At 49.2% G+C, this 20,236-nt stretch carries 18 protein-coding genes; 15 read left to right on the top strand and 3 right to left on the bottom strand.

Annotation, left to right across the window (positions count from 1 at the left end; genetic code table 11):
- Position 1: 1 nt before the first annotated feature.
- From WA325_RS17390 to WA325_RS17455, 14 genes are all read left to right on the top strand, one after another.
- Positions 2 to 700, top strand: coding sequence for a rhamnogalacturonan acetylesterase (locus WA325_RS17390; protein WP_336184005.1), 699 nt, complete (start codon positions 2 to 4; stop codon positions 698 to 700).
- Positions 693 to 1,355, top strand: coding sequence for a YesU family protein (locus WA325_RS17395; protein WP_202853024.1), 663 nt, complete (start codon positions 693 to 695; stop codon positions 1,353 to 1,355). Before WA325_RS17390 ends, WA325_RS17395 begins: the two co-directional genes overlap by 8 nt.
- A complete protein-coding gene (locus WA325_RS17400; protein ID WP_227599296.1) occupies positions 1,352 to 1,981 on the top strand; it encodes a YesL family protein in 630 nt (209 codons plus the stop codon). Before WA325_RS17395 ends, WA325_RS17400 begins: the two co-directional genes overlap by 4 nt.
- Before the next feature lie 139 nt (positions 1,982 to 2,120).
- Positions 2,121 to 3,965, top strand: a complete 1,845-nt coding sequence (locus WA325_RS17405) for a rhamnogalacturonan lyase (RefSeq protein WP_202853022.1) — start codon at positions 2,121 to 2,123, stop codon at positions 3,963 to 3,965.
- 49 nt (positions 3,966 to 4,014) lie between these two features.
- Positions 4,015 to 5,853, top strand: coding sequence for a rhamnogalacturonan lyase (locus WA325_RS17410; protein ID WP_202853021.1), 1,839 nt, complete (start codon positions 4,015 to 4,017; stop codon positions 5,851 to 5,853).
- Between the two features lie 10 nt (positions 5,854 to 5,863).
- The gene (gene mgrA / locus WA325_RS17415; RefSeq protein ID WP_105954779.1) at positions 5,864 to 6,874 is read left to right on the top strand and encodes an L-glyceraldehyde 3-phosphate reductase; all 1,011 of its coding nucleotides are present in this window, start codon (positions 5,864 to 5,866) and stop codon (positions 6,872 to 6,874) included.
- Between the two features lie 3 nt (positions 6,875 to 6,877).
- Positions 6,878 to 7,531, top strand: coding sequence for a rhamnogalacturonan acetylesterase (locus tag WA325_RS17420; protein ID WP_322012981.1), 654 nt, complete (start codon positions 6,878 to 6,880; stop codon positions 7,529 to 7,531).
- Between the two features lie 5 nt (positions 7,532 to 7,536).
- Complete coding sequence (locus tag WA325_RS17425) at positions 7,537 to 9,531, top strand: beta-galactosidase (protein ID WP_336184006.1); 1,995 nt, start codon at positions 7,537 to 7,539, stop codon at positions 9,529 to 9,531.
- 45 nt (positions 9,532 to 9,576) lie between these two features.
- Positions 9,577 to 12,150 (top strand): exo-rhamnogalacturonan lyase family protein, encoded by a 2,574-nt coding sequence (locus tag WA325_RS17430; protein WP_336184007.1) that lies wholly within the window; start codon positions 9,577 to 9,579, stop codon positions 12,148 to 12,150.
- A gap of 122 nt (positions 12,151 to 12,272) precedes the next feature.
- On the top strand, positions 12,273 to 13,781 hold the full coding sequence (locus tag WA325_RS17435) for an extracellular solute-binding protein (RefSeq protein ID WP_336184008.1): 1,509 nt from the start codon (positions 12,273 to 12,275) through the stop codon (positions 13,779 to 13,781).
- 54 nt (positions 13,782 to 13,835) lie between these two features.
- A complete protein-coding gene (locus tag WA325_RS17440) occupies positions 13,836 to 14,792 on the top strand; it encodes an ABC transporter permease (protein WP_105991316.1) in 957 nt (318 codons plus the stop codon).
- Between the two features lie 13 nt (positions 14,793 to 14,805).
- Positions 14,806 to 15,693 (top strand): carbohydrate ABC transporter permease, encoded by an 888-nt coding sequence (locus tag WA325_RS17445; RefSeq protein ID WP_105991317.1) that lies wholly within the window; start codon positions 14,806 to 14,808, stop codon positions 15,691 to 15,693.
- Positions 15,694 to 15,701: 8 nt separating this feature from the next.
- The gene (lplD, locus tag WA325_RS17450) at positions 15,702 to 17,045 is read left to right on the top strand and encodes an alpha-galacturonidase LplD (protein WP_336184009.1); all 1,344 of its coding nucleotides are present in this window, start codon (positions 15,702 to 15,704) and stop codon (positions 17,043 to 17,045) included.
- 75 nt (positions 17,046 to 17,120) lie between these two features.
- Entirely contained in the window at positions 17,121 to 17,816 is a 696-nt protein-coding gene (locus WA325_RS17455; protein ID WP_105954785.1) for a DUF421 domain-containing protein, read from the top strand.
- A gap of 37 nt (positions 17,817 to 17,853) precedes the next feature.
- Here WA325_RS17455 and hmoA read toward each other — a convergent pair whose 3' ends face one another.
- The 3 genes from hmoA to WA325_RS17470 all read right to left on the bottom strand — a co-directional run bounded on the left by hmoA (position 17,854) and on the right by WA325_RS17470 (position 19,165).
- Positions 17,854 to 18,177, bottom strand: a complete 324-nt coding sequence (hmoA, locus tag WA325_RS17460) for a heme-degrading oxygenase HmoA (protein ID WP_336184010.1) — start codon at positions 18,175 to 18,177, stop codon at positions 17,854 to 17,856.
- An 85-nt stretch (positions 18,178 to 18,262) separates the two neighbouring features.
- Positions 18,263 to 18,625, bottom strand: coding sequence for a VOC family protein (locus WA325_RS17465; RefSeq protein WP_105954787.1), 363 nt, complete (start codon positions 18,623 to 18,625; stop codon positions 18,263 to 18,265).
- A gap of 93 nt (positions 18,626 to 18,718) precedes the next feature.
- Complete coding sequence (locus tag WA325_RS17470; protein WP_336184011.1) at positions 18,719 to 19,165, bottom strand: hypothetical protein; 447 nt, start codon at positions 19,163 to 19,165, stop codon at positions 18,719 to 18,721.
- Positions 19,166 to 19,360: 195 nt separating this feature from the next.
- Between WA325_RS17470 and WA325_RS17475 the strand changes: the two genes are divergently transcribed.
- Positions 19,361 to 20,230 carry an STAS domain-containing protein gene (locus WA325_RS17475; RefSeq protein WP_248338690.1) on the top strand — a complete coding sequence of 290 codons (870 nt, stop codon included), beginning with the start codon at positions 19,361 to 19,363 and terminating at the stop codon, positions 20,228 to 20,230.
- The last annotated feature ends 6 nt before the right edge of the window (positions 20,231 to 20,236 follow it).

The following is a 20,236-nucleotide window of genomic DNA, read 5'->3' on the forward strand; positions in this document are numbered from 1 at the left end:
TGTGATGGAAAAACCGATTCAGGTGTTTTTAGCAGGAGATTCCACCGTAAGCGACTGCCCGCCGCGTGAAGCGCCGATGGCAGGCTGGGGGCAGGTTTTTGGTCAATTGTTCACCGAACAGGTGAAGGTGCGCAATCACGCCAAAGGGGGAGCAAGCACCAACTCTTTTGTGGAGGAAGGAAGGCTTCGGGCGATTGCTGAGCGTATATCACAAGGCGATTATTTGTTTATCCAATTCGGCCACAATGACCAGAAACCGTGGGGGACGAAGCCGTACTCGACGTATCAGCAATATCTCACTTTGTTTGCGGACACAGCACGAGAAAAAGGAGCGCAGCCTGTGTTCGTTACATCAGTGCAGCGCCGCCGCTTTGATGAAAACGGAAGGATTGAGCACACGCTCGGTGAGTATCCGGATGCGATGAAAGCGTTAGCGAAGGAGCTTGATGTGCCGGTTATTGATTTGTTAACGAAAACGAAGGCGCTTTATGAAGCATACGGACCGGAGGAGTCAAAGCGTTTGTTCGTGTGGCTTCAGCCGAATGAACATCCGAATTATCCAGATGGCATTGAGGATAATACGCATTTTTCAGAAGAAGGGGCCATGGAGGTTGCGAAGCTCGTTGCTGAAGGCATCGAAGAAATCGGCTTGCCGCTGAAGCACCATCTCGTGAGCCGGGAGGGGAAAGAACATGTATAAAGAAGGCGCATGCCTGTACCGCAATCCGCTCCGTTCAGCAAGCGATGTGAAGGACTGGCGGATGGAGGGAGGCGGGCAGGTTTCATTCGAAGATTACCGTATGCACCTGTCACATGTACAGGACGAAGCGCACTTTGTTTATTGGTGCCCGGAAACATTTCCCGACGGCATTATTGTGAAGTGGGATTTTTACCCGATTGAGCAGCCGGGGCTGTGTATGCTGTTTTTCGCAGCTGCCGGCATCGGAGGCGAGGACTTATTTGACCCGCGACTCAAGAAAAGAACAGGAAAGTACCCCGAATACCATTCCGGAGACATCAATGCGCTCCATCTGTCGTATTTCCGCAGAAAATACCCGGAGGAAAGAGCGTTCCGCACCTGCAATGTAAGAAAAAGCCGCGGTTTCCACCTCGCTGCAATGGGAGCTGATCCGCTGCCTTCTCCGGACGACGCTGATTCCCCGTATCATATGAAGCTTATTAAGGATAAAGGGTATGTGCATTTTTCGATCAATGATCTGCCCATTCTGGAGTGGCAGGATGACGGAAGCACATTCGGACCTGTGTTAACAAAAGGAAAAATCGGGCTGAGGCAAATGGCGCCGATGAAAGCCGCTTATCGTGATTTGTCTGTGCACCAAGCGGTGAGAAGATGAAGACGACTGTGACGGATGCGCTTTATGCAGGCTGTGAAGCGGTTGTGAAAATCGCGTGGCTGAACGGGCTGTGGCTGTTGTTTACACTTTTGGGCGGCATTCTTTTCGGATGGGCGCCGAGCACAGCCGCGATGTGTGCCGTCATACGGAAATGGCTGATGGGGCAAAAAGATGTCCCGGTATTTGTGTTATTTCTGGATACTTACAAAAAAGAGTTTCTGAAGGTCAATGCGATTGGACTTGCGTTTTTTGCCCTTTTGCTTATTTTGTCGGCTAATTATTATTATTTTTCGGCAAGTGCGGATTGGCTGTCCTTTACCGTGACGAGCTGCACCCTCTTGGCGGGGCTTTTGTATACCGTCGCGCTCATGTATGTGTTTCCTCTTTATGTGCATTACGAGCTTCCGCTTCGCCAATATATTCCGCAAGCGCTGCTGTTTGGCGCCATGCGGCCGCTGACCACCGGCTGCATGCTGATCGGCTGCGGATTTGTGCTTTATTTGCTGTATACGCTTCCGGGCCTGATCCCATTTTACGGCCCAAGTTTATTTGGGCTCGTGTCGATGTTTTTTGCTTTCAGAGGGTTTCAAAAAACAGAGGCGCAGCACCGCCATCAGGCCGGATAAACAAAAAAATGACAAACAGGCAAAAAAGTGCAGCCAATCAAAAACGTTTATGCAAAAATGTGACATTGAAGACAGCTCCTCAAGCGCATAAAATCCAATTTAAGTAAGCGCTTACAGATAAACGATAAGGAGCTGTCAGATGATTAGACGAAGAAAAAGCATGTTTACCACTCTCACATTGTTGGTGTTGTTGATGATGGGGGCTTCTGTGTTTCCTGTCAAAGCAGAAGGAGCGGCGCGGCAGATGGAAGCGCTGAAACGGGGCCTTGTGGCAGTCAAAACGGATGGCGGCATTTTTGTCAGCTGGCGGTTTCTTGGGACAGAAAACGCATCTGTGACGTTTAATGTGTACAGAGACGGACAAAAGCTGAATGCTTCGCCTGTCAAATCCACGAATTATATCGATAAAAACGGAACAGCGGGCTCAACGTATTCCATTCGGGCTGTTGTAAACGGAACCGAGCAGGCCGCTTCTGAAAAAGCCTCTGTATGGGCACAGCCGTATCATTCCGTTCCGCTGGATAAACCGGCTGGCGGCACGACACCAAAGGGCGAAGCCTATACCTACAGTGCCAATGATGCCAGTACGGGCGATGTGGATGGCGATGGGCAGTATGAGCTGATCCTCAAATGGGACCCGTCCAATTCAAAGGACAATTCACAGGACGGCTATACGGGTGAAGTGTTTATTGATGCGTATAAGCTGGACGGAACAAGATTATGGCGAATCGGTCTCGGCAAAAACATCAGAGCGGGCGCACACTACACTCAGTTTATGGTGTATGACCTGGATGGTGACGGAAAAGCGGAAGTGGCGATGAAAACCGCTGACGGAACAAAAGACGGCACGGGAAAAGTGATCGGAAATGCGAATGCCGATTACAGAAATGAGCAGGGGCGTGTACTTTCTGGTCCTGAGTACCTGACTGTTTTTCAAGGTGAAACGGGAAAAGAGCTTGTCACTTCTAACTTTGAACCGGCACGGGGCAATGTATCAGATTGGGGCGACAGCTACGGCAACCGGGTCGATCGTTTTCTTGCGGGCATTGCGTATCTCGACGGACAGCGTCCGAGCCTGATTATGACCAGAGGCTATTACGCCAAAACCATGCTTGTTGCGTATAACTTCAGAGACGGAAAACTGTCAAAGCTCTGGACGCTGGATTCCTCTAAGTCGGGTAATCAAGCTTTCGCCGGACAGGGCAATCACAACTTAAGCATTGCAGATGTGGACGGAGACGGCAAGGATGAAATTATCTTCGGCTCAATGGCGGTTGACCATGACGGCAAAGGCATGTACTCGACAGGCTTAGGCCACGGAGACGCGCTGCATGCCGGAGATCTTGATCCGAGCCGGCCGGGGCTTGAAGTATTTCAGGTTCATGAGGACAAAAACGCGCAATACGGCTTATCCTTCCGTGACGCCGCAACGGGAAAAATCATTTGGGGTGTCCACGCCGGCAAGGATGTAGGCCGGGGCATGGCTGCTGATATTGATCCGCGCTATCCGGGACAGGAGGTTTGGGCGAACGGTTCTCTTTACACATCGAAAGGCGCCAAAATCGGCAGCAGTGTGCCGTCGTCAACCAATTTCGGCATCTGGTGGGACGGTGACCTGCTGCGGGAACAGCTGGACAGCAACAGGATTGATAAATGGGATTATCAAAACGGCGTCTCTAAAAACCTGCTGACGGCATCAGGTGCTGCCTCCAATAACTCTACAAAAGCAACACCGGCTCTTCAGGCTGATCTGCTCGGTGACTGGCGGGAGGAAGCTGTGTGGAGAACTGAAGACAGCAGTGCGCTCCGCATCTACACCACCACAATCCCGACCGAGCACAGGCTGTATACGCTGATGCATGATCCTGTGTACCGGCTCGGCATTGCCTGGCAAAATGTCGCGTATAACCAGCCGCCGCATACAAGCTTCTTTTTAGGAGACGGCATGGCGGCACAGCCTAAACCGAATATGTATACGCCTTAACAGAAGGGGGGAAGGAACGGGCCAAGCGTGCGGCCCGTTCCCATTTAAAATGAAACCAAAAAAGAGGCAGATGGAATACCTGACCAGAGGCCTGATCGCGGTCAAAACGGAGCAAGGCGTATTTGTGAGCTGGCGTTTTCTCGGAACCGATCATGAGACTGTTACTTTTCACATTTATCGGAACGGAGATCGGATCACTGGCAAACCGATTGCGGATAGCACCAATTTTCTGGATGAAAAGGGAACGGGGGACGCTCTCTATCAAGTGGCGGCTGTCTATAAAGGCCGGGAAGAAAGGCTTTCGAAAGAAGCTCCCGTATGGCGGGAAAACGTTCTCGAGCTCCCGCTTAACAAACCCGAAGGCGGCGTAACGCCGGACGGAAAACCGTATACCTACAGCGCCAATGATGCGAGCGTCGGAGATGTGGATGGGGACGGAGAATATGAAATCATCCTGAAATGGGACCCGTCCAACTCAAAAGATAACGCCCACGACGGATATACCGGAGACGTCCTCATTGACGCCTATAAACTGAATGGCACTTCTCTGTGGCGGATCAACCTCGGCAGAAATATCAGAGCAGGCGCCCATTATACGCAGTTTATGGTCTATGACTTAGACGGTGACGGAAAAGCAGAAATCGCTATGAAAACAGCCGACGGCACAATAGACGGCAAAGGAAACATCATCGGTGAAGCGCATGCCGATTTCAGGGATGAGCAGGGCCGAATCCTGTCAGGTCCGGAATATTTGACAGTGTTTAAAGGGGAAACCGGTGAAGCGCTCACGACTGTCGATTATGAACCGCCTCGCGGCAAATTGGAGGATTGGGGAGACGGCTACGGCAACCGGATGGACCGCTTTCTCGCCGGAATCGCTTATTTAGATGGAGAGCGGCCGAGCCTGGTGATGGCACGGGGCTATTATACGAGAACGGTATTGGTCGCTTATGATTTCAGGAACGGCAGGCTGAAAAAACGCTGGACGTTTGACTCCAATCAGCCGGGGCATGAAGCATACGCGGGACAGGGCAACCACAGCTTGAGCGTTGCCGATGTTGATGGCGATGGAAAGGATGAAATTATTTACGGCGCCATGGCGGTTGATCATGACGGAACCGGTCTGTACACGACGGAACTCGGACACGGAGACGCCATGCACGTCGGCGATCTAGATCCGTCACGCAAAGGGCTTGAAGTGTTTCAGGTTCATGAGGACGCAAGCAAGCCGTATGGGTTGTCGCTGCGTGATGCCGGAACAGGCGAGGTGTTATGGGGCGTCCATGCCGGAACAGATGTCGGCAGAGGAATGGCGGCTCACATTGACCCTCGGTACAAGGGGGCGCTCGTCTGGGGAATCGATCCGCCGGGCAATGAAGGAATGTCATATGGGCTCTATACGAGCAAAGGAGAAAAAATCAGCGACAAAGCGCCTGCTTCCGCCAATTTCTCCATTTGGTGGGACGGGGACTTGGTCAGGGAGCTGTTGGATCATGATTGGAATGGAACGATCGGCAAACCAAAGATTGAAAAGTGGGATGCTGAAAACCGCTGTTTAAAAACGATTTTTCAGCCAGAAGGTGTGCTGTCCAACAACGGGACAAAAGGAAACCCGGTTCTTCAGGCCAACCTGTTCGGAGACTGGCGGGAAGAGGTCATTTGGAGAACCGAAGACAGCAGTGCGCTCCTTATCTATACAACAACACACCTTACCCGCCATCGTTTTTACACACTGATGCACGATCCGGTTTACAGGCTGGGAATCGCTTGGCAGAACACCGCGTACAACCAGCCGCCGCACACAAGCTTTTATCTCGGAACAGGGATGAAAAAACCGCCGAAGCCCGCTCTGTACATAGCGGGAAACAAAGCGGAGACGCCGCTTTAGGAGGAACCGTATGGGATACGAAGCAAAGGCTGAACGCTATGACAAAATGACCTATCACAAAGCCGGGCGAACCGGATTAAGGCTTCCCGCTATTTCTCTCGGCCTCTGGCATCAGTTCGGCGCTGCCTATTCTCCGGAGAACGCGCGGTCCATGCTGAGAGCCGCATTTGATGCAGGCATTGTCCATTTTGATCTGGCCAACAATTACGGCCCGCCGCCCGGCTCCGCTGAGGAGATGTTCGGGCGCATGCTGAAAACGGATTTTGCGCCTTACCGTGATGAACTCGTCATCAGCACTAAAGCCGGCTATGACATGTGGAAGGGGCCGTATGGCAATGGCGGTTCGAAAAAACATTTGACTGCCAGCTTGAATCAAAGTTTAAAGCGGCTGGGGCTTGATTATGTGGATCTCTTCTATTCGCACCGTCCTGATCCTGAAACGCCGCTTGAGGAAACGATGGAGACGCTGGCGGGCTTTGTGCGCCAAGGGAAAGCTTTGTATGTCGGACTGTCAAACTACAGCCCGCAAGAGACAGAGCGCGCCGCCGATCTTTTACAACAGCTCGGAGTCAGGCTCGCCATCCATCAGACGCGATATTCGATGTTTCACCGAGATCCGGAAAAAGGGCTTCTTGATGTGCTGGACAAAAAGGGAGCCGGCTGCATCGCGTTTGCGCCGCTTGCTCAAGGGCTTCTCACGACAAAGTACGTTTCAGGCATCCCGGAAACCTCAAGAGCAAAGGATGCGAACAGTCCTTTCCTGCAGGCGGAGCACATTTCCGAAAGGGCGGTCAGTAAGGCGCAAAGGCTGAATGAGATTGCGAAAGAACGGGGACAATCGCTCCCGCAAATGGCGCTCTCATGGCTTTTGAAGGATGCCCGGATGACCTCCGTTTTAATTGGAGCAAGCCGGGCGCAACAAATAGAGGAAAACGTTCAAGCCTTGCAATCAGCGGATTTTTCAAACGAGGAGCTTTCTGCCATTGAGTTGATATTAAGTGAAAAAAACGAGGGGGAATGAGGCATGGCACATCATATTTATCTTGCTGGTGATTCGACTGTCCAAACGTATGGAGAAAGGACAAATCAAGGGGGCTGGGGGCAGTTTCTCGGTTCGCATCTGCCGGAGCATATTCAGGTGATCAATAAAGCGATCGGCGGCAGAAGCTCAAAAACCTTTGTGGAGGAAGGCAGGCTTCAGGCGATTCTTGATGTGATCGAGCCGGACGATTGGCTGTTTGTGCAGATGGGCCATAATGACGCGTCAAAAAATAAGCCGGAGCGCTACACCGAGCCCTATACCACCTATAAACAATATTTAAAGCAGTATATCGCAGGCGCTAGAGAAAAAGGCGCGCATCCGCTTCTCATTACCCCAGTAGCCCGCTTTCATTATGAAAACGGCGTGTTTTTGAACGACTTTCCTGATTATTGCATTGCCATGAAGCAGACAGCCGCTGAGGAGAATGTCCAGCTCATTGATCTAATGGAAAAAAGCCTCGCTTTCTTTACTGAGAAGGGCGAAGAAAAAGTATACACCTATTTTATGGTTTCTGAGGGGATTGACGATTACACGCACTTTACAAAAAAAGGCGCAAATGAAATGGCAAAACTCGTAGCGAAAGGCATGAAAGAGCTCGGCCTGCCACTAACAGAATCTATCGTCAAAGAAGGGTGAAGGACTTGGGGAGAAAATTATATCACGGCGCTTGCTATTATCCGGAACTATGGGATGAAAAGACGATTCAGCAGGACATTGACAGGATGCGGGAGGTCGGCATCAATGTTGTGCGAATGGGTGAATTCGCCTGGTCTGTGATCGAGCCGGAAGAAGGAAAAATTGACGTGAGCTTTTTTAAGGAAATGATCAGCCGGATGTATGAAAACGGCATCGAAACAATCATGTGCACACCGACGCCGACACCGCCTATTTGGCTGTCGCACGGCCGGCCTGAGCGAATGCATATCAACGAAAAAAGAGAGGTGATGGGACACGGCTCCCGTCAGCATGCTTGTACAAATAACCCATATTTCCGAAAAAGAGCCGCCATCATCACCACAAGCATCGCCAAAGAGCTGGGACACTTGCCGGGGCTGATCGGCTGGCAGCTCGATAATGAATTTAAATGCCATGTGGCTGAATGCATGTGTGAGACGTGCTTAAGCTTATGGCATGACTGGCTTAGAAACCGTTACGGTGTGATTGAACGGTTAAATGAAGCGTGGGGAACCGATGTGTGGAGCGAAACCTATCAAACCTTTGAGCAGGTGCCGCAGCCGGGTCCGGCCCCGTTTTTGCATCACGCTTCATTGCGCACGATGTATCAGCTGTTTTCGATGGAGATGATCGCTCAATTTGCGGATGAACAGGCGAAAATCATTCGCTGTTATTCAGATGCGCCAATCACTCATAACGGCTCGGTCATGTTCAGCACAGACAATGAGCGGATGTTTCAGAATCTCGATTTCGCTTCCTATGATACGTACGCTTCCCAAGAAAATGCATCTGCATTTTTATTAAATTGTGATATTTGGAGGCATTTCAAAAAAGACCGCCCGTTTTGGATTCTGGAAACAAGCCCGTCATATGCAGCCTCGCTCGAAAGCTGTGCCATGCCGCACGCCGATGGATATTTACAAGCTGAAGCCGTGTCTTCTTACGCCTTGGGGAGCGAGGGATTTTGCTACTGGCTGTGGCGCCAGCAGCGTTCAGGCAGCGAGATTTCACACGGTTCCGTCCTTAGTGCCTGGGGAGAGCCGGCGGTTGGTTATCAAAACGTTTTGGCGGTTGAGCGGGCAAGAAAGGAAATCGAACCGATCATTCTTTCTACTGTGCCCGTTCAGGCTGAGGTTGCAATGACCTATTCCGACAGGGCGAAAGCGTTTCTGAAAACAGAGCCTCACCGGGGGCTCCAACACCGAACGCTTATCACACACTTTTACGAGCGCATTCTCAACACGGGTATTCATCGTGATCTCGTTCCGGAAGGCTTTCCGCTGGAGGGCTATCGTGTGCTGTTTACGCCATTTGTGCCTTATCTGTCTTCTGCTTTTATCAAAAAAGCTTCCGCATTTGCTGAAGCGGGCGGCATATGGATTGCCGGGCCGCTGACGGGAGGGCGTACGGGCGAGCATACGGTTCATACCGATTATGGCCTTGGAGAACTGGAGAAAATAGCCGGAATCAAAACACTGTTCACGTTCCCGATGAACGAGGATGCCAATACAGGAAAAGCGTTTGGCATGACGGCGCCACTCGGACTGTGGAGCGCGGTGTTTGATATAGAGAGCGGAAACACTCTCGGCACAGTTGAATCCGGGCCTGGTGCCGGCCATGCATTTCTGTCAGAACGAGAGCACGGCAAAGGGAAAATGGTCATGCTCGGCTCGCTTCCATCAGGCGAAAAAGGGGATGCAATGCTGGAAGCACTCGTCAGGCATTATGCGGGAGAAGCAGCCGTTTCTGTCAGGTCCGATGTCACCCCCGGCACGATTGTTGCCCCGAGAAAAGGAGAAAACGGCCTTGTATGGGTTATCGTGAATATGGATGGAAAAGGCGGGAGTGTGACGCTTCCGGAAGAGGGGACCGATCTTTTGGCAAACCGTTCAGTCGGAGCGGGGAGACTGTCAGTCGGCCAACACGAATACCGTGTGATTCAGTTTGATAATCGCAGCTGATTCTTTGCATTGAATCAGCTTTTTTTATATGGAAGGAGAGAACCGATGAAAAAGATCAAATGGCTATCAGAACAGCCTAAGCTGACAAGCGGCGTAACGTGGGGTGTGCCTTGGAAAAGAGGAGAATTGAAAAAGGGAGACTGTCTGGCGCTTGTAAATGCAAAGGGTGAAAGCCGCTATGTGCAAAGCGATCCGTCGGCCTATTGGCCGGACGGGAGCATCAAATGGACGAAGCACGCGGCTGTGTTCAGTGAACAAACCGATACAAGCTTTACCCTTCAAAAAGATGAAAACCAGCTGCCAGCGAAAAAGCTCATGATCCACGAGTTAAAGGATGCAATCCAAGTGGATACCGGGGCGCTTGTCTGCACTGTGAATAAAACAGGCTCCGACATCATTCAATCTCTGGTGATCAACGGAAAGCCGATCGCCGCAGGCGGGCGGCTGACCGCAATAAAGGAAACGAGAAAGGAGATGGCGGCAGAAAAGGTTTTTTTTCATGAAACATCGGTCAGTCTTATCAAACGTGCGGTCATTGAACAGAGAGGTCCTGTAAAAGCAGTCATCAAGATTGAGGGGGTTCATGTACTCCAAAAGACAAATGAAGAATGGCTGCCCTTCATTATCAGATTGACGTTTTATGCCGGGCTTTCAGAGGTGAATATCATGCACACTCAGCTGATCGACAGGAATTTCAAACGAGAGTTCGTCAAAGGGCTTGGCATGCAGTTTGACCTCTTTCTACAGGGAGAGCCGTACAACCGCCATTTCCGTTTTGCGGGGGACAAAGGCGTTTATAAAGAACCCGCCCAGCTGTTTGGCACCCGCAAATGGAATGAACGGCATCCTCTTTATCAGCGGCACATCAACGGGGAACCGATTTCTCCAAGTGAAGAGCACAAGGATTGGTTCGCACACGGCGTACAGAACGCAGTTTGGAATGATATGAAACTCGTTCAGGACTCCAGCGATCATTACCGACTGGAAAAACGGACCGGCAAGGAATATTCGTGGGTTGACATGCTGCATGGTACGCGGGCGAAAGGGCTTTGCTATGCGGGCGGCGAAAATGGAGGCTTAGCGCTCGGCCTGCGGTATTTTTTTGAAAAATATCCGTCGTCACTTGAGATAACAGGCCTTGCCGATGATCAACCGAACATGACCGTCTGGCTCTGGCCGCCAGACGCGGAAGCAATGGATTTCAGGCACTATACAGGGAACACCCATGTCGTCAGCGCGTACGAAGGATTTGATGAGATGCGCTCTGATCCGACAGGCATTGCCAACACAAACGACATCAGCCTGTCATGCTTTTCTCAGATGCCGTCTGATGACGTGCTGAATGCGTTAGCGGACAAATGGCAGGCACCGCCATTGCTTATTTGTGAGCCGGACGTTTATTACGAGTCAAAAGCGCTTGGCGTTTGGAGTGTAATCGATACGGCCGATCCGGTCAAAAAAGAGCTGGAAGAACAGATGGACGCCGCCTTCTCGTTTTATCAAAAAGAAGTGGAGCAGCGCAGATGGTACGGGTTCTGGAACTATGGGGACGTCATGCATACGTATGACCCGGTCCGGCATATGTGGCGGTATGATCTCGGCGGGTACGCGTGGCAAAATAATGAGCTCATTCCGACCTTGTGGCTGTGGCAGGCGTTTTTCCGCTCCGGCAGAGAAGACTTGTTCCGAATGGCTGAAGCAATGACCCGCCATACAAGTGAAACCGACTGTTTTCATCTCGGAGAATATGCGGGGCTTGGCTCCCGGCATAACGTGGTGCACTGGGGATGCGGCTGCAAGGAAGCGAGAATCAGCATGGCCGGCCTTTATAAATTCTATTATTATTTGACGGGCGATGAGCGCACGGGAGATCTTTTGACGGAAGTGAAGGACGCCGATGCCGCCCTAGTGAACACCGATCCGATGCGTGCTTTCTACGAGAAAGGAGAGCACCCGACTCACGTCAGAACGGGGCCGGACTGGGCGGCGTTTTGCTCGAACTGGCTGGCGGAATGGGAGCGGACTGAGAATCCTGAATATCTCAGGAAAATCCAAACTGGCATCAGCTGCCTGAAACGCCTGCCCCTTCGCTTATTATCAGGCCCGACGTTTGAATATGATCCGGCAACATCTATGCTTCATCACATGGGAGACGGCATCGCGGGCGGCTATCATATGATCATTGCGTTTGGCGCGCCACAAGTGTGGATGGAGCTGGCTGAGCTTCTCGATGACCGTGAATGGGAGGAAATGCTGAGTGAATTCGGCGAGTTTTACACATTCAGTGATGAAGAAAAACGCAAAAAAAGCGGAGGTGCGCTCCATGACGGGCATTTTCACTGGCCGATGTTTGCGGCTGGTATGACAGCCTATGCTGCGAGAAAAAAGCAAGACCATAACCTCGCCGAAAAAGCGTGGAATCTTTTGCTCGACCATAAACTGAGCCATACGCCGCTTCCGATCAAACCCGCGCAAATCGAGACGTGGACTCAGCTTGAAGAGCTTCCGTGGGTAACGACAAACACTGTCTCCCAATGGTGTTTAAATGTCATTGCGGCACTTGAATTAATTGGTGAATACCTCCCCGCAAAAAAAGATACATCCGGCAAAAAAGGATAACAGCCGTCAATTCATAGGAGAAATGATGCAAAAAATGAAGATTGCAAGAATTTATGTAAGCGCTTTATATTAGGGGTGGCAAAGGAGAAATGAAAAAGGAGAAAAAGGGGGACTTACGCATCATGAAAAAAAGAATACGAAAAAGATGGATTGCTTTACCGCTCGCTGCCATGATGATAGCCGGGTGCAGCAATTCAGAAACATCCAATTCAGCGAGCGATTCAAAAAACACGATCAACATCATGGCGCCGCTGCTGTCACCGGAAAGCCCGAGTGACAAAAGCCCATCATTAAAAGCGTTAGAGAAATACACAGGCAAAGATATTAAGGTCACATGGGTGCCTGATTCATCCTACAACGATAAATTTAACATCGTCATGGCCTCTGGAGAGATGCCGCATGCGATTGTGATTAAAGATAAGTCAGCCGGCTTTATTAAGTCTGTCAAAGCGGGCGCTTTTTGGGAGCTGTCTCCTTATTTAAAAGACTACAAGAATGTAAGTCAGGCTGATGAAAAGATACTCAAGAACAGCTCGGTAAATGGCGAGGTGTACGGGGTCTACAGATCGAGAGACTTGATCAGAGCCTGTATGATCATCAGAACCGACTGGCTCAAAAACGTCGGGCTAGATATGCCGGAAACGCTTGATGATTTTTATGAAGTGCTGAAGGCCTTTAAGGAAAAAGATCCTGACGGAAACGGCAAGGACGATACGTACGGCATGGTCGTGCCGAAATGGATGGGGCTTGGCAACGGAAGCCCGTGGGATGTTCTGCAGATCTGGTTCGGCGCCCCGAATCGCTACGGCGTTGAAAACGGGAAGCTGGTGCCTGATTTTTCAACGAAGGAGTATATAGAGGCGCTCACCTTCTTTAAGAAGCTGTATGATGAAGGCTTGATCAACAAGGATTTCGCTGTTATGGATTCGGCGAAGTGGAATGACCCGGTTGTAAAAGGAAAAGCGGGTGTCATCGTTGATACAGGCTCCAGAGCGTCGCAAATTCAAAGTGCCATGGAAGAAGCGGATGAGTCGAACAAGGATATCATTGATATCGTCGGCACAGTAGAAGGACCAAAAGGCAAGCGCACCTTCCCGACATCAGGATATTCAGGCATGATCGCGATACCAAAATCAAGTGTGAAAACGGAAAAAGAGCTGAAAGAGGTGCTGTCCTTCCTCGATAAGCTGAACGATAAGGAAGCACAGATTCTGACCAACAACGGAGTCGAGGACCGTAATTATGAGCTGAAGGACGGCGTATTCACCTCTCTTGAAAAAAACAACAAATCCCTTCTGTATGAGCATGAAGGCTTGGCTCAGTTCAGCATGTCTATCCCGAAAAGCGAGTACTACATCGAAGATCAGAAAACAAAGCTCTTCCAGCATCGCAAGGACATCATCACTGAAGGAGAAAAAATAGCTGTCTTTAACCCGGCTGAGTCGCTTGTATCCGATGTATATACCCAAAAAGGAGCCCAGCTGGACAACATCATTCTCGATGCAAGAACACAATTTATTATCGGAGAAATCGATGAAAAAGGCTTCAAGGATGCGGTGAAGCTTTGGGAAAACAGCGGCGGCAATGAACTGATGAAGGACTTAAACAAATTGTATCAATCGTCAAAATAAACCGACGCGTCTGCCGTTCAGCGGGCGCACCGGTATCACGAAAGGAGAACAGATATGGAAACGGTGCCGAAGAAGGGAAACGCACCAGTTCTCACTGCTGGAGAAGGCATCAGCTGGATGGCTGCGCTCAAAAGAGACAAATGGCTTTATCTTCTTCTTATTCCTGGTCTGCTTTATTTTCTGATTTTCAAATATTTGCCGATGTGGGGCGTGCTTATCGCGTTTAAGGATTATTCGCCATATCTCGGCTTCTGGAAAAGCGAATGGGTCGGTCTTGATTATTTTAAAGATTTTTTTATGAATCCGGACTTTTTCCGGCTGCTGCGCAACACGCTCATGCTGGCTAGCCTTGATCTGCTGTTTGCCTTTCCCGCGCCGCTCATTTTGGCTTTGCTGTTGAATGAGCTGAGGAAGGCTGTGTATAAAAGGTGCATTCAGACCCTTATTTACGTGCCCCATTTTGTCTCATGGACAATCGTGGTCAGCATCACCTTTGTTTTCTTTACAGTCGATACAGGCGTCATCAACAAAATGGTCATGAGCCTGACAGGGAATCAGATTTCTTTCTTATCAGACGCTGACTGGTTCCGGCCGATGATTGTCATGCAAAGCATCTGGAAGGAGACAGGCTGGGGAACGATTTTATTTCTCGCTGCTTTGGCAACGGTGGATCAGGAGCAATATGAGGCGGCGATCATGGATGGGGCCGGCCGGTTTAGGCGGATGTGGCATATTACGCTTCCGGCAATCAGAAGCACCATCATTGTTCTTTTGATTTTAAGGATCGGAAGCTTTTTAAATATCGGTTTTGAACAGGTGTATTTGATGACAAACTCGCTTAACCGCAGCGTGGCTGACATTTTCGACACGTACGTTTACATGATGGGGATTACCCAAGGAGCGTACAGCTACAGCACAGCTGTCGGTTTGTTTAAATCGGTTGTCGGGATTGTCTTAATTTTCGGTGCCAATTACATCGCGAAAAAGTTCGATCAAGAAGGATTGTTTTAAAGGAGGGAGAGGTATGGCTGACATTCATATGATGCACAACACAAAAGCCGGACGGGTATTTGACGTCTGCAACATTTTGTTTCTTGGCGGCGTCGGCGCGATTACCATTTTGCCGTTTTTGTATATTATCGCCGGTTCCTTTGCGACAGAAGCTGAGCTGGCTCAGCGCAGCTTCTTTATTTTCCCGAAAACCTTTACCCTTGACGCTTATCGGTACGTGTTTTCGACACCGACGTTTATCAGAAGTATGGGCGTATCCATCTTCATCACTGTAGTCGGGACAGCCGTGCAATTGTTTTTCACCTTTACGATGGCGTATCCGCTGGCGAAGCGGCATGTGAAGGGACGGAATCTGCTTTTAAACCTTGTGATTTTCTCGATGCTGTTTTCCGGGGGGATGATTCCGACGTATCTTGTTGTCAAATCACTTGGATTGCTGGATTCCTATTGGGCGTTGATTCTGCCGATGGCGATCAATCCGTTTAACCTCATTATTATCAAAAACTTCTTTCAGCAGCTGCCGCAGGAGCTTGAGGAATCAGCAAAAATTGACGGCTGTTCAGAAATCGGCGTCTTTTGGCGGATCGCCTTGCCGCTGTCAAAGCCGGTCATTGCCACCTTTGCGCTGTTTTATGCGGTCGGAATTTGGAATGATTTCTTCCATGCTCTCTTATATATCAATGACAGTGCAAAATGGCCGCTGCAAATGGTGCTCCGCCAGGTCACGATTTTATCGGACTTAACGGCGACCAATGGCGATACGATGCAAAATACCATTCCGCCGGAGCAGGGGATTAAGCTTGCTGTCATCGTCATCGCGACCATACCGATTTTGGCGGTTTATCCATTTTTACAAAAACATTTTGCCAAAGGAATGCTGATCGGTTCTGTGAAAGGCTGAGAAAGGGAGTGTTTCATATCAGTACGTTAGATCAGATCAAAATCGCCTATATCGGCGGGGGTTCCCAAGGCTGGGCCCGAAGCTTGATGAGCGATTTGTCCCTTGATGACCGAATGGAAGGCACGGTGGCGCTCTATGATCTGAATTTTGAAGCGGCGCAGAAAAATGAAATCATCGGCAATCACAGCGGAGACGGCAGATGGCGGTACGAGGCGGTTTCAACTTTGAAAAAGGTATTATCCGGTGCGGATATCATCATTATTTCGATTTTGCCGGGCACTCTGGATGACATGGAAACGGACGTTCATTTGCCTGAGCGATACGGCATCTATCAATCAGTTGGTGATACTGTCGGACCGGGGGGAATCATGAGAGGTTTGCGGGCCGTTCCGATGTTTGCAGAAATTGCCCGGGCAATTAGAGACTACGCCCCCGAATCATGGGTCATCAATTATACAAACCCAATGTCTGTGTGCACGAGAACGCTGTATAAAGTGTTTCCCGGCATAAAAGCGTTCGGCTGCTGCCACGAAGTATTCGGCACGCAAAAACTGCTGGCGGAGATGGTTACAGATAGGCTTGGACTAGAGGTAAAGCGGCGTGAAGACGTCCATGTTCATGTGCTGGGCATTAACCATTTTACATGGGTCACAGCAGCTTCTTACCGGCATATTGATCTGCTGCCTGTTTTCCGTGATTTCTGTGCGCATTATGCCGAATCCGGCTATGAGCTGGAGGGGGAAAGCTGGAAGGACAGCGTATTTCACTCTGCACACCGTATTGCATTCGATTTATTTGAAACGTACGGTGCCATCCCCGCTGCCGGTGACAGGCACCTGGCTGAGTTTCTCCCCGGTTGTTATCTCAAACAGCCTGCGACATGGAAGTTTCACCTGACACCCATATCCTTCAGAAAACAGGACAGAGACCGGAAACAAAAAGAAACGGATCACATGGCACAGCAAAAACAGGGTGTTGAGAGGAAAGCATCAGGAGAAGAGGGCGTGAACATCATGGCGGCGCTCCTCGGACTGGGCGAACTTGTAACAAATGTGAATCTGCCGAATCGAGGCCAGGTCGCTCATCTCCCATTAGATGCGATCGTGGAAACAAATGCATTCATTACCCGCAACCGTGTCCAGCCGATTGTTTCCGGAGCGCTGCCGAAGGGTGTGGAAATGCTGGCGACACGACACGTATCCAATCAGGAGGCAGTGGCGGAAGCGGGGCTAACAAAGGACCGCGGTCTCGCTTTTCAAGCGTTTCACAATGATCCGCTTGTCACGCTCGACCGCCGTGATGCGGAGCAGCTTTTTGACGACATGCTTTCAAAGCACCAGCCGATATTATAATAGGAGCAGTGACCGTTTAGAAAACGTGCAGTTGACCATAATGATAGTAGCTCTTAAGAAGTAGGTGCTATCAACATGGGAGATTATCTCAATGTAGCGGTAGAATTAGTTTGCGGTTTGGGTATTTTATTTGTCATTTTGAAGTTTCTCGGAAAAACCCAATTCTCTCAAATCACTCCGTTTGACTTTATTTCTGCATTGATCTTAGGGGAACTGGTCGGAAATGCAGTGTACGATCATGAAATTAAGATCAAAGAGATTATTTTCGCTTCGCTGCTGTGGGGACTGCTGATTTATATGATTGAATTCATTACCCAAAAAGTAAAAGGGTCCAGAAAGTTTCTGGAAGGTGAACCGAATATCGTCATCCATAATGGAAAGCTCAAATATGAAATGCTGAAGAAAAACAAGCTCGACATTAATCAGCTGCAGAGCCTTTTAAGGCAGGCCGGCTGCTTTTCCATACAGGAAGTGGAATATGCCATATTAGAAACAAACGGGATGGTCAGCGTTCTTCAGAAATCCGACTTTGGCAATCCGACGAGAAAAGATATGAATCTTCCGCAGCAAAATGTGTCTTTGCCCACCACGTTAATTCTTGATGGGGAGATTGTGTATGACAACCTGCGAGAAGCAGGGGTAGACGAACAGTGGCTTAAGCAAACGCTGAAAAACCAGGGGATTGAAAAGACAGAGGATGTATTATTTGCTGAATGGCATCCTAATAAACCGCTGTACGCCATCACATTTGAAGAAAGCAGATTCTCATGAAAAAAAGAGCTTGCGGCATAGCCCAAGCTCTTTTTCGTTATTGATGAGTCCCTTGTTTAACAGCTCTCACGTGATACATGCTCACTTCAGTGCTGATCATATAGTCAGGCTTTGGCTTGCCTTTGTTCGCTTTATGCCCGGCGATATGCGCATCGCTTTTTTCCCACTGTTTCCAGTGATCCTCGGATTGCCAGCGGATCATGACAACGACTTCCACATCGCCGCGGCGGACGTTTTTCTCAAGCACGGTCACATCAATTAAGCCTTCCTGTTTTTCAATGATTCCTTCAGCGCTGAAACGTTCGATCACTTTATCAGCATGGCCTTCTTTTACCGTCATTTTTCTTAACTGAACAAACATCTGTCCATCTCCAATCATTCTCATATATGAATAATTGTAAATGAAATTCATTCTCAGTGTCAAAGGAAGTGCAGGGCGAAACAGTTTATTCTTTTAATAAAAACACATTCCCATCTTCGTCCTTAAATTGAACGAAGGTGCCCCACTCCATTTGATTGGGCTCACCGAGAAATTCTACACCGTTTGCTTTCATGTTCTCGTATGTACCAAAGATGTCTTCACATTCAAATACGATCGAAGCCTTCATTTGTTCAGAGCCTTTCATCATGGCTTTCGGGTAAATGACTAAACGGGTCTCGGCTCCTTTTGGCGCAACCTCAAGCCAGCTTGCCTCAGGTCCCATCGGGTGGTCCGCCGCAATATCAAAGCCTGCCTTCTCTGCCCAAAATTGCTTCGCTTTCTGCTGGTCCTCAACATATACAGCAACAGTGCCAATTTGTTTGATCATAGGGAAACCTCCAATTTGAAAGATAGTTATAATATAACCTGTTTACAGCCAAAGCAACATAAAAAATCAGCCGGGAAACCGGCTGATTTTCGATTAAAATGAGCAGCTCACAACATCGATCTGATTTGTGTCTAAGGCGAAATAAATCCAGCGGCGCCGTGAAGGATCCCAATAAAAGCCGCCGACGGACCTTCTGCCAAGGATAATTGGGTAGAACCAAAATGAGCGGCCGTTGGTTAACCAAACATAGGTAAACCGGAAAAGGCATGGACGAATGGTGATTGGTTCAACTAACAAAATGGCTCCTTGAGAACCCTGCGGTTTTGGGGGCTTCGCTGGTATTTGGGAAGGAGGAGGCCCTTGTGGCGCACCGCCGAAGCCTGGAGCAGTACTGCCGCCCATGCCAGGAACGGAGCCGCCGCCGAAGCCCGGAGCAGTACCGCCGCCCATGCCAGGCCATGGATATCGGTATTCATATTCAAAAGCAGGCCAAGGCTCATAAAAATGTCCGGCAAACATATAAGGATCAACATAATACATGTGATAACGTCCTTTCTCATTGTAAACTGTACAATTGCAGTTTATGCGAGCGGACTTTTTTGGTGCATTCGCCTATGGATGAAAATGGAATGCGCTCATCAAGCAGAATCATCCCATTTTTCCCTAGTCCCATTCACAATTCCGATTTATAATTTTATAATATAAGAGCTTCTATTATGAAAAAGGAGACAGGCCGTGAATATCGATCAAAAACTATATCAATATATCATAGACCATACGGCTGACATTACTGAAAAATGGTTCAGTTTACGATGTCAGCTGCAAGGCGAATTATATTCCGCCGACCATTTAAGTGAAGAAACGAAAAAGCTTTTGACAGAGCAGCATACGTTTACGAATATAACAATCGCAAGTGCATTCCTGGAGGAACAAACCGAATTTCAAGACAATATGGCAAAATGGGCGCTGAATGTTGCGAAAAACAGAGTAGAGCAAGATGTTCCGGTGCATGAGGTCGTCGAAGCCATATCAAATTCAAGAATCGCATTCTGGGATGCTGTCGTTACGTTTATAAAAGAGCATCGGGATATCGTCACAAATGAGGATGCTGACCGCTGGAACCGTATTGTGAATCAGTCTTTCGATAAGCTGATTATTGAGTTTTCCGAGCAGTATCAAAAATTTATGCTGATGAGGCTCACTTCTCAGCAGGAATTAATCAGTGAATTAGGCTGTCCGGTGATTTCCATTGCGGATGGAATCGGCATATTGCCGCTGATTGGCTCTGTCGACACAAAACGTGCGCAGGTGATTTTAGAGACAGTGCCGGTCCGATGCATTGAGAGAAAAATCACAAGTCTTGTTGTCGATCTTTCCGGCGTCCCGATTGTGGATACAATGGTTGCGCAGCAATTGTACAACCTGTCAAAAACACTTTTCTTACTTGGCGTCAAAGCCGTATTTTCAGGCATTCGGCCGGATGTAGCCCAAACATCCATTCAATTAGGGCTCGATTTCAGTGAATATGAAACATACGGCACGCTGAAGCAGGCGCTTGAAAACATGGGCGTTCGCTGTATTGTTGAGGAATTGGAGAAAAACTAAGATGAA

Source organism: Bacillus sp. 205(2023) (assembly GCF_037027485.1).
Classification (GTDB): Bacteria; Bacillota; Bacilli; order Bacillales; family Bacillaceae; genus Bacillus; species Bacillus halotolerans.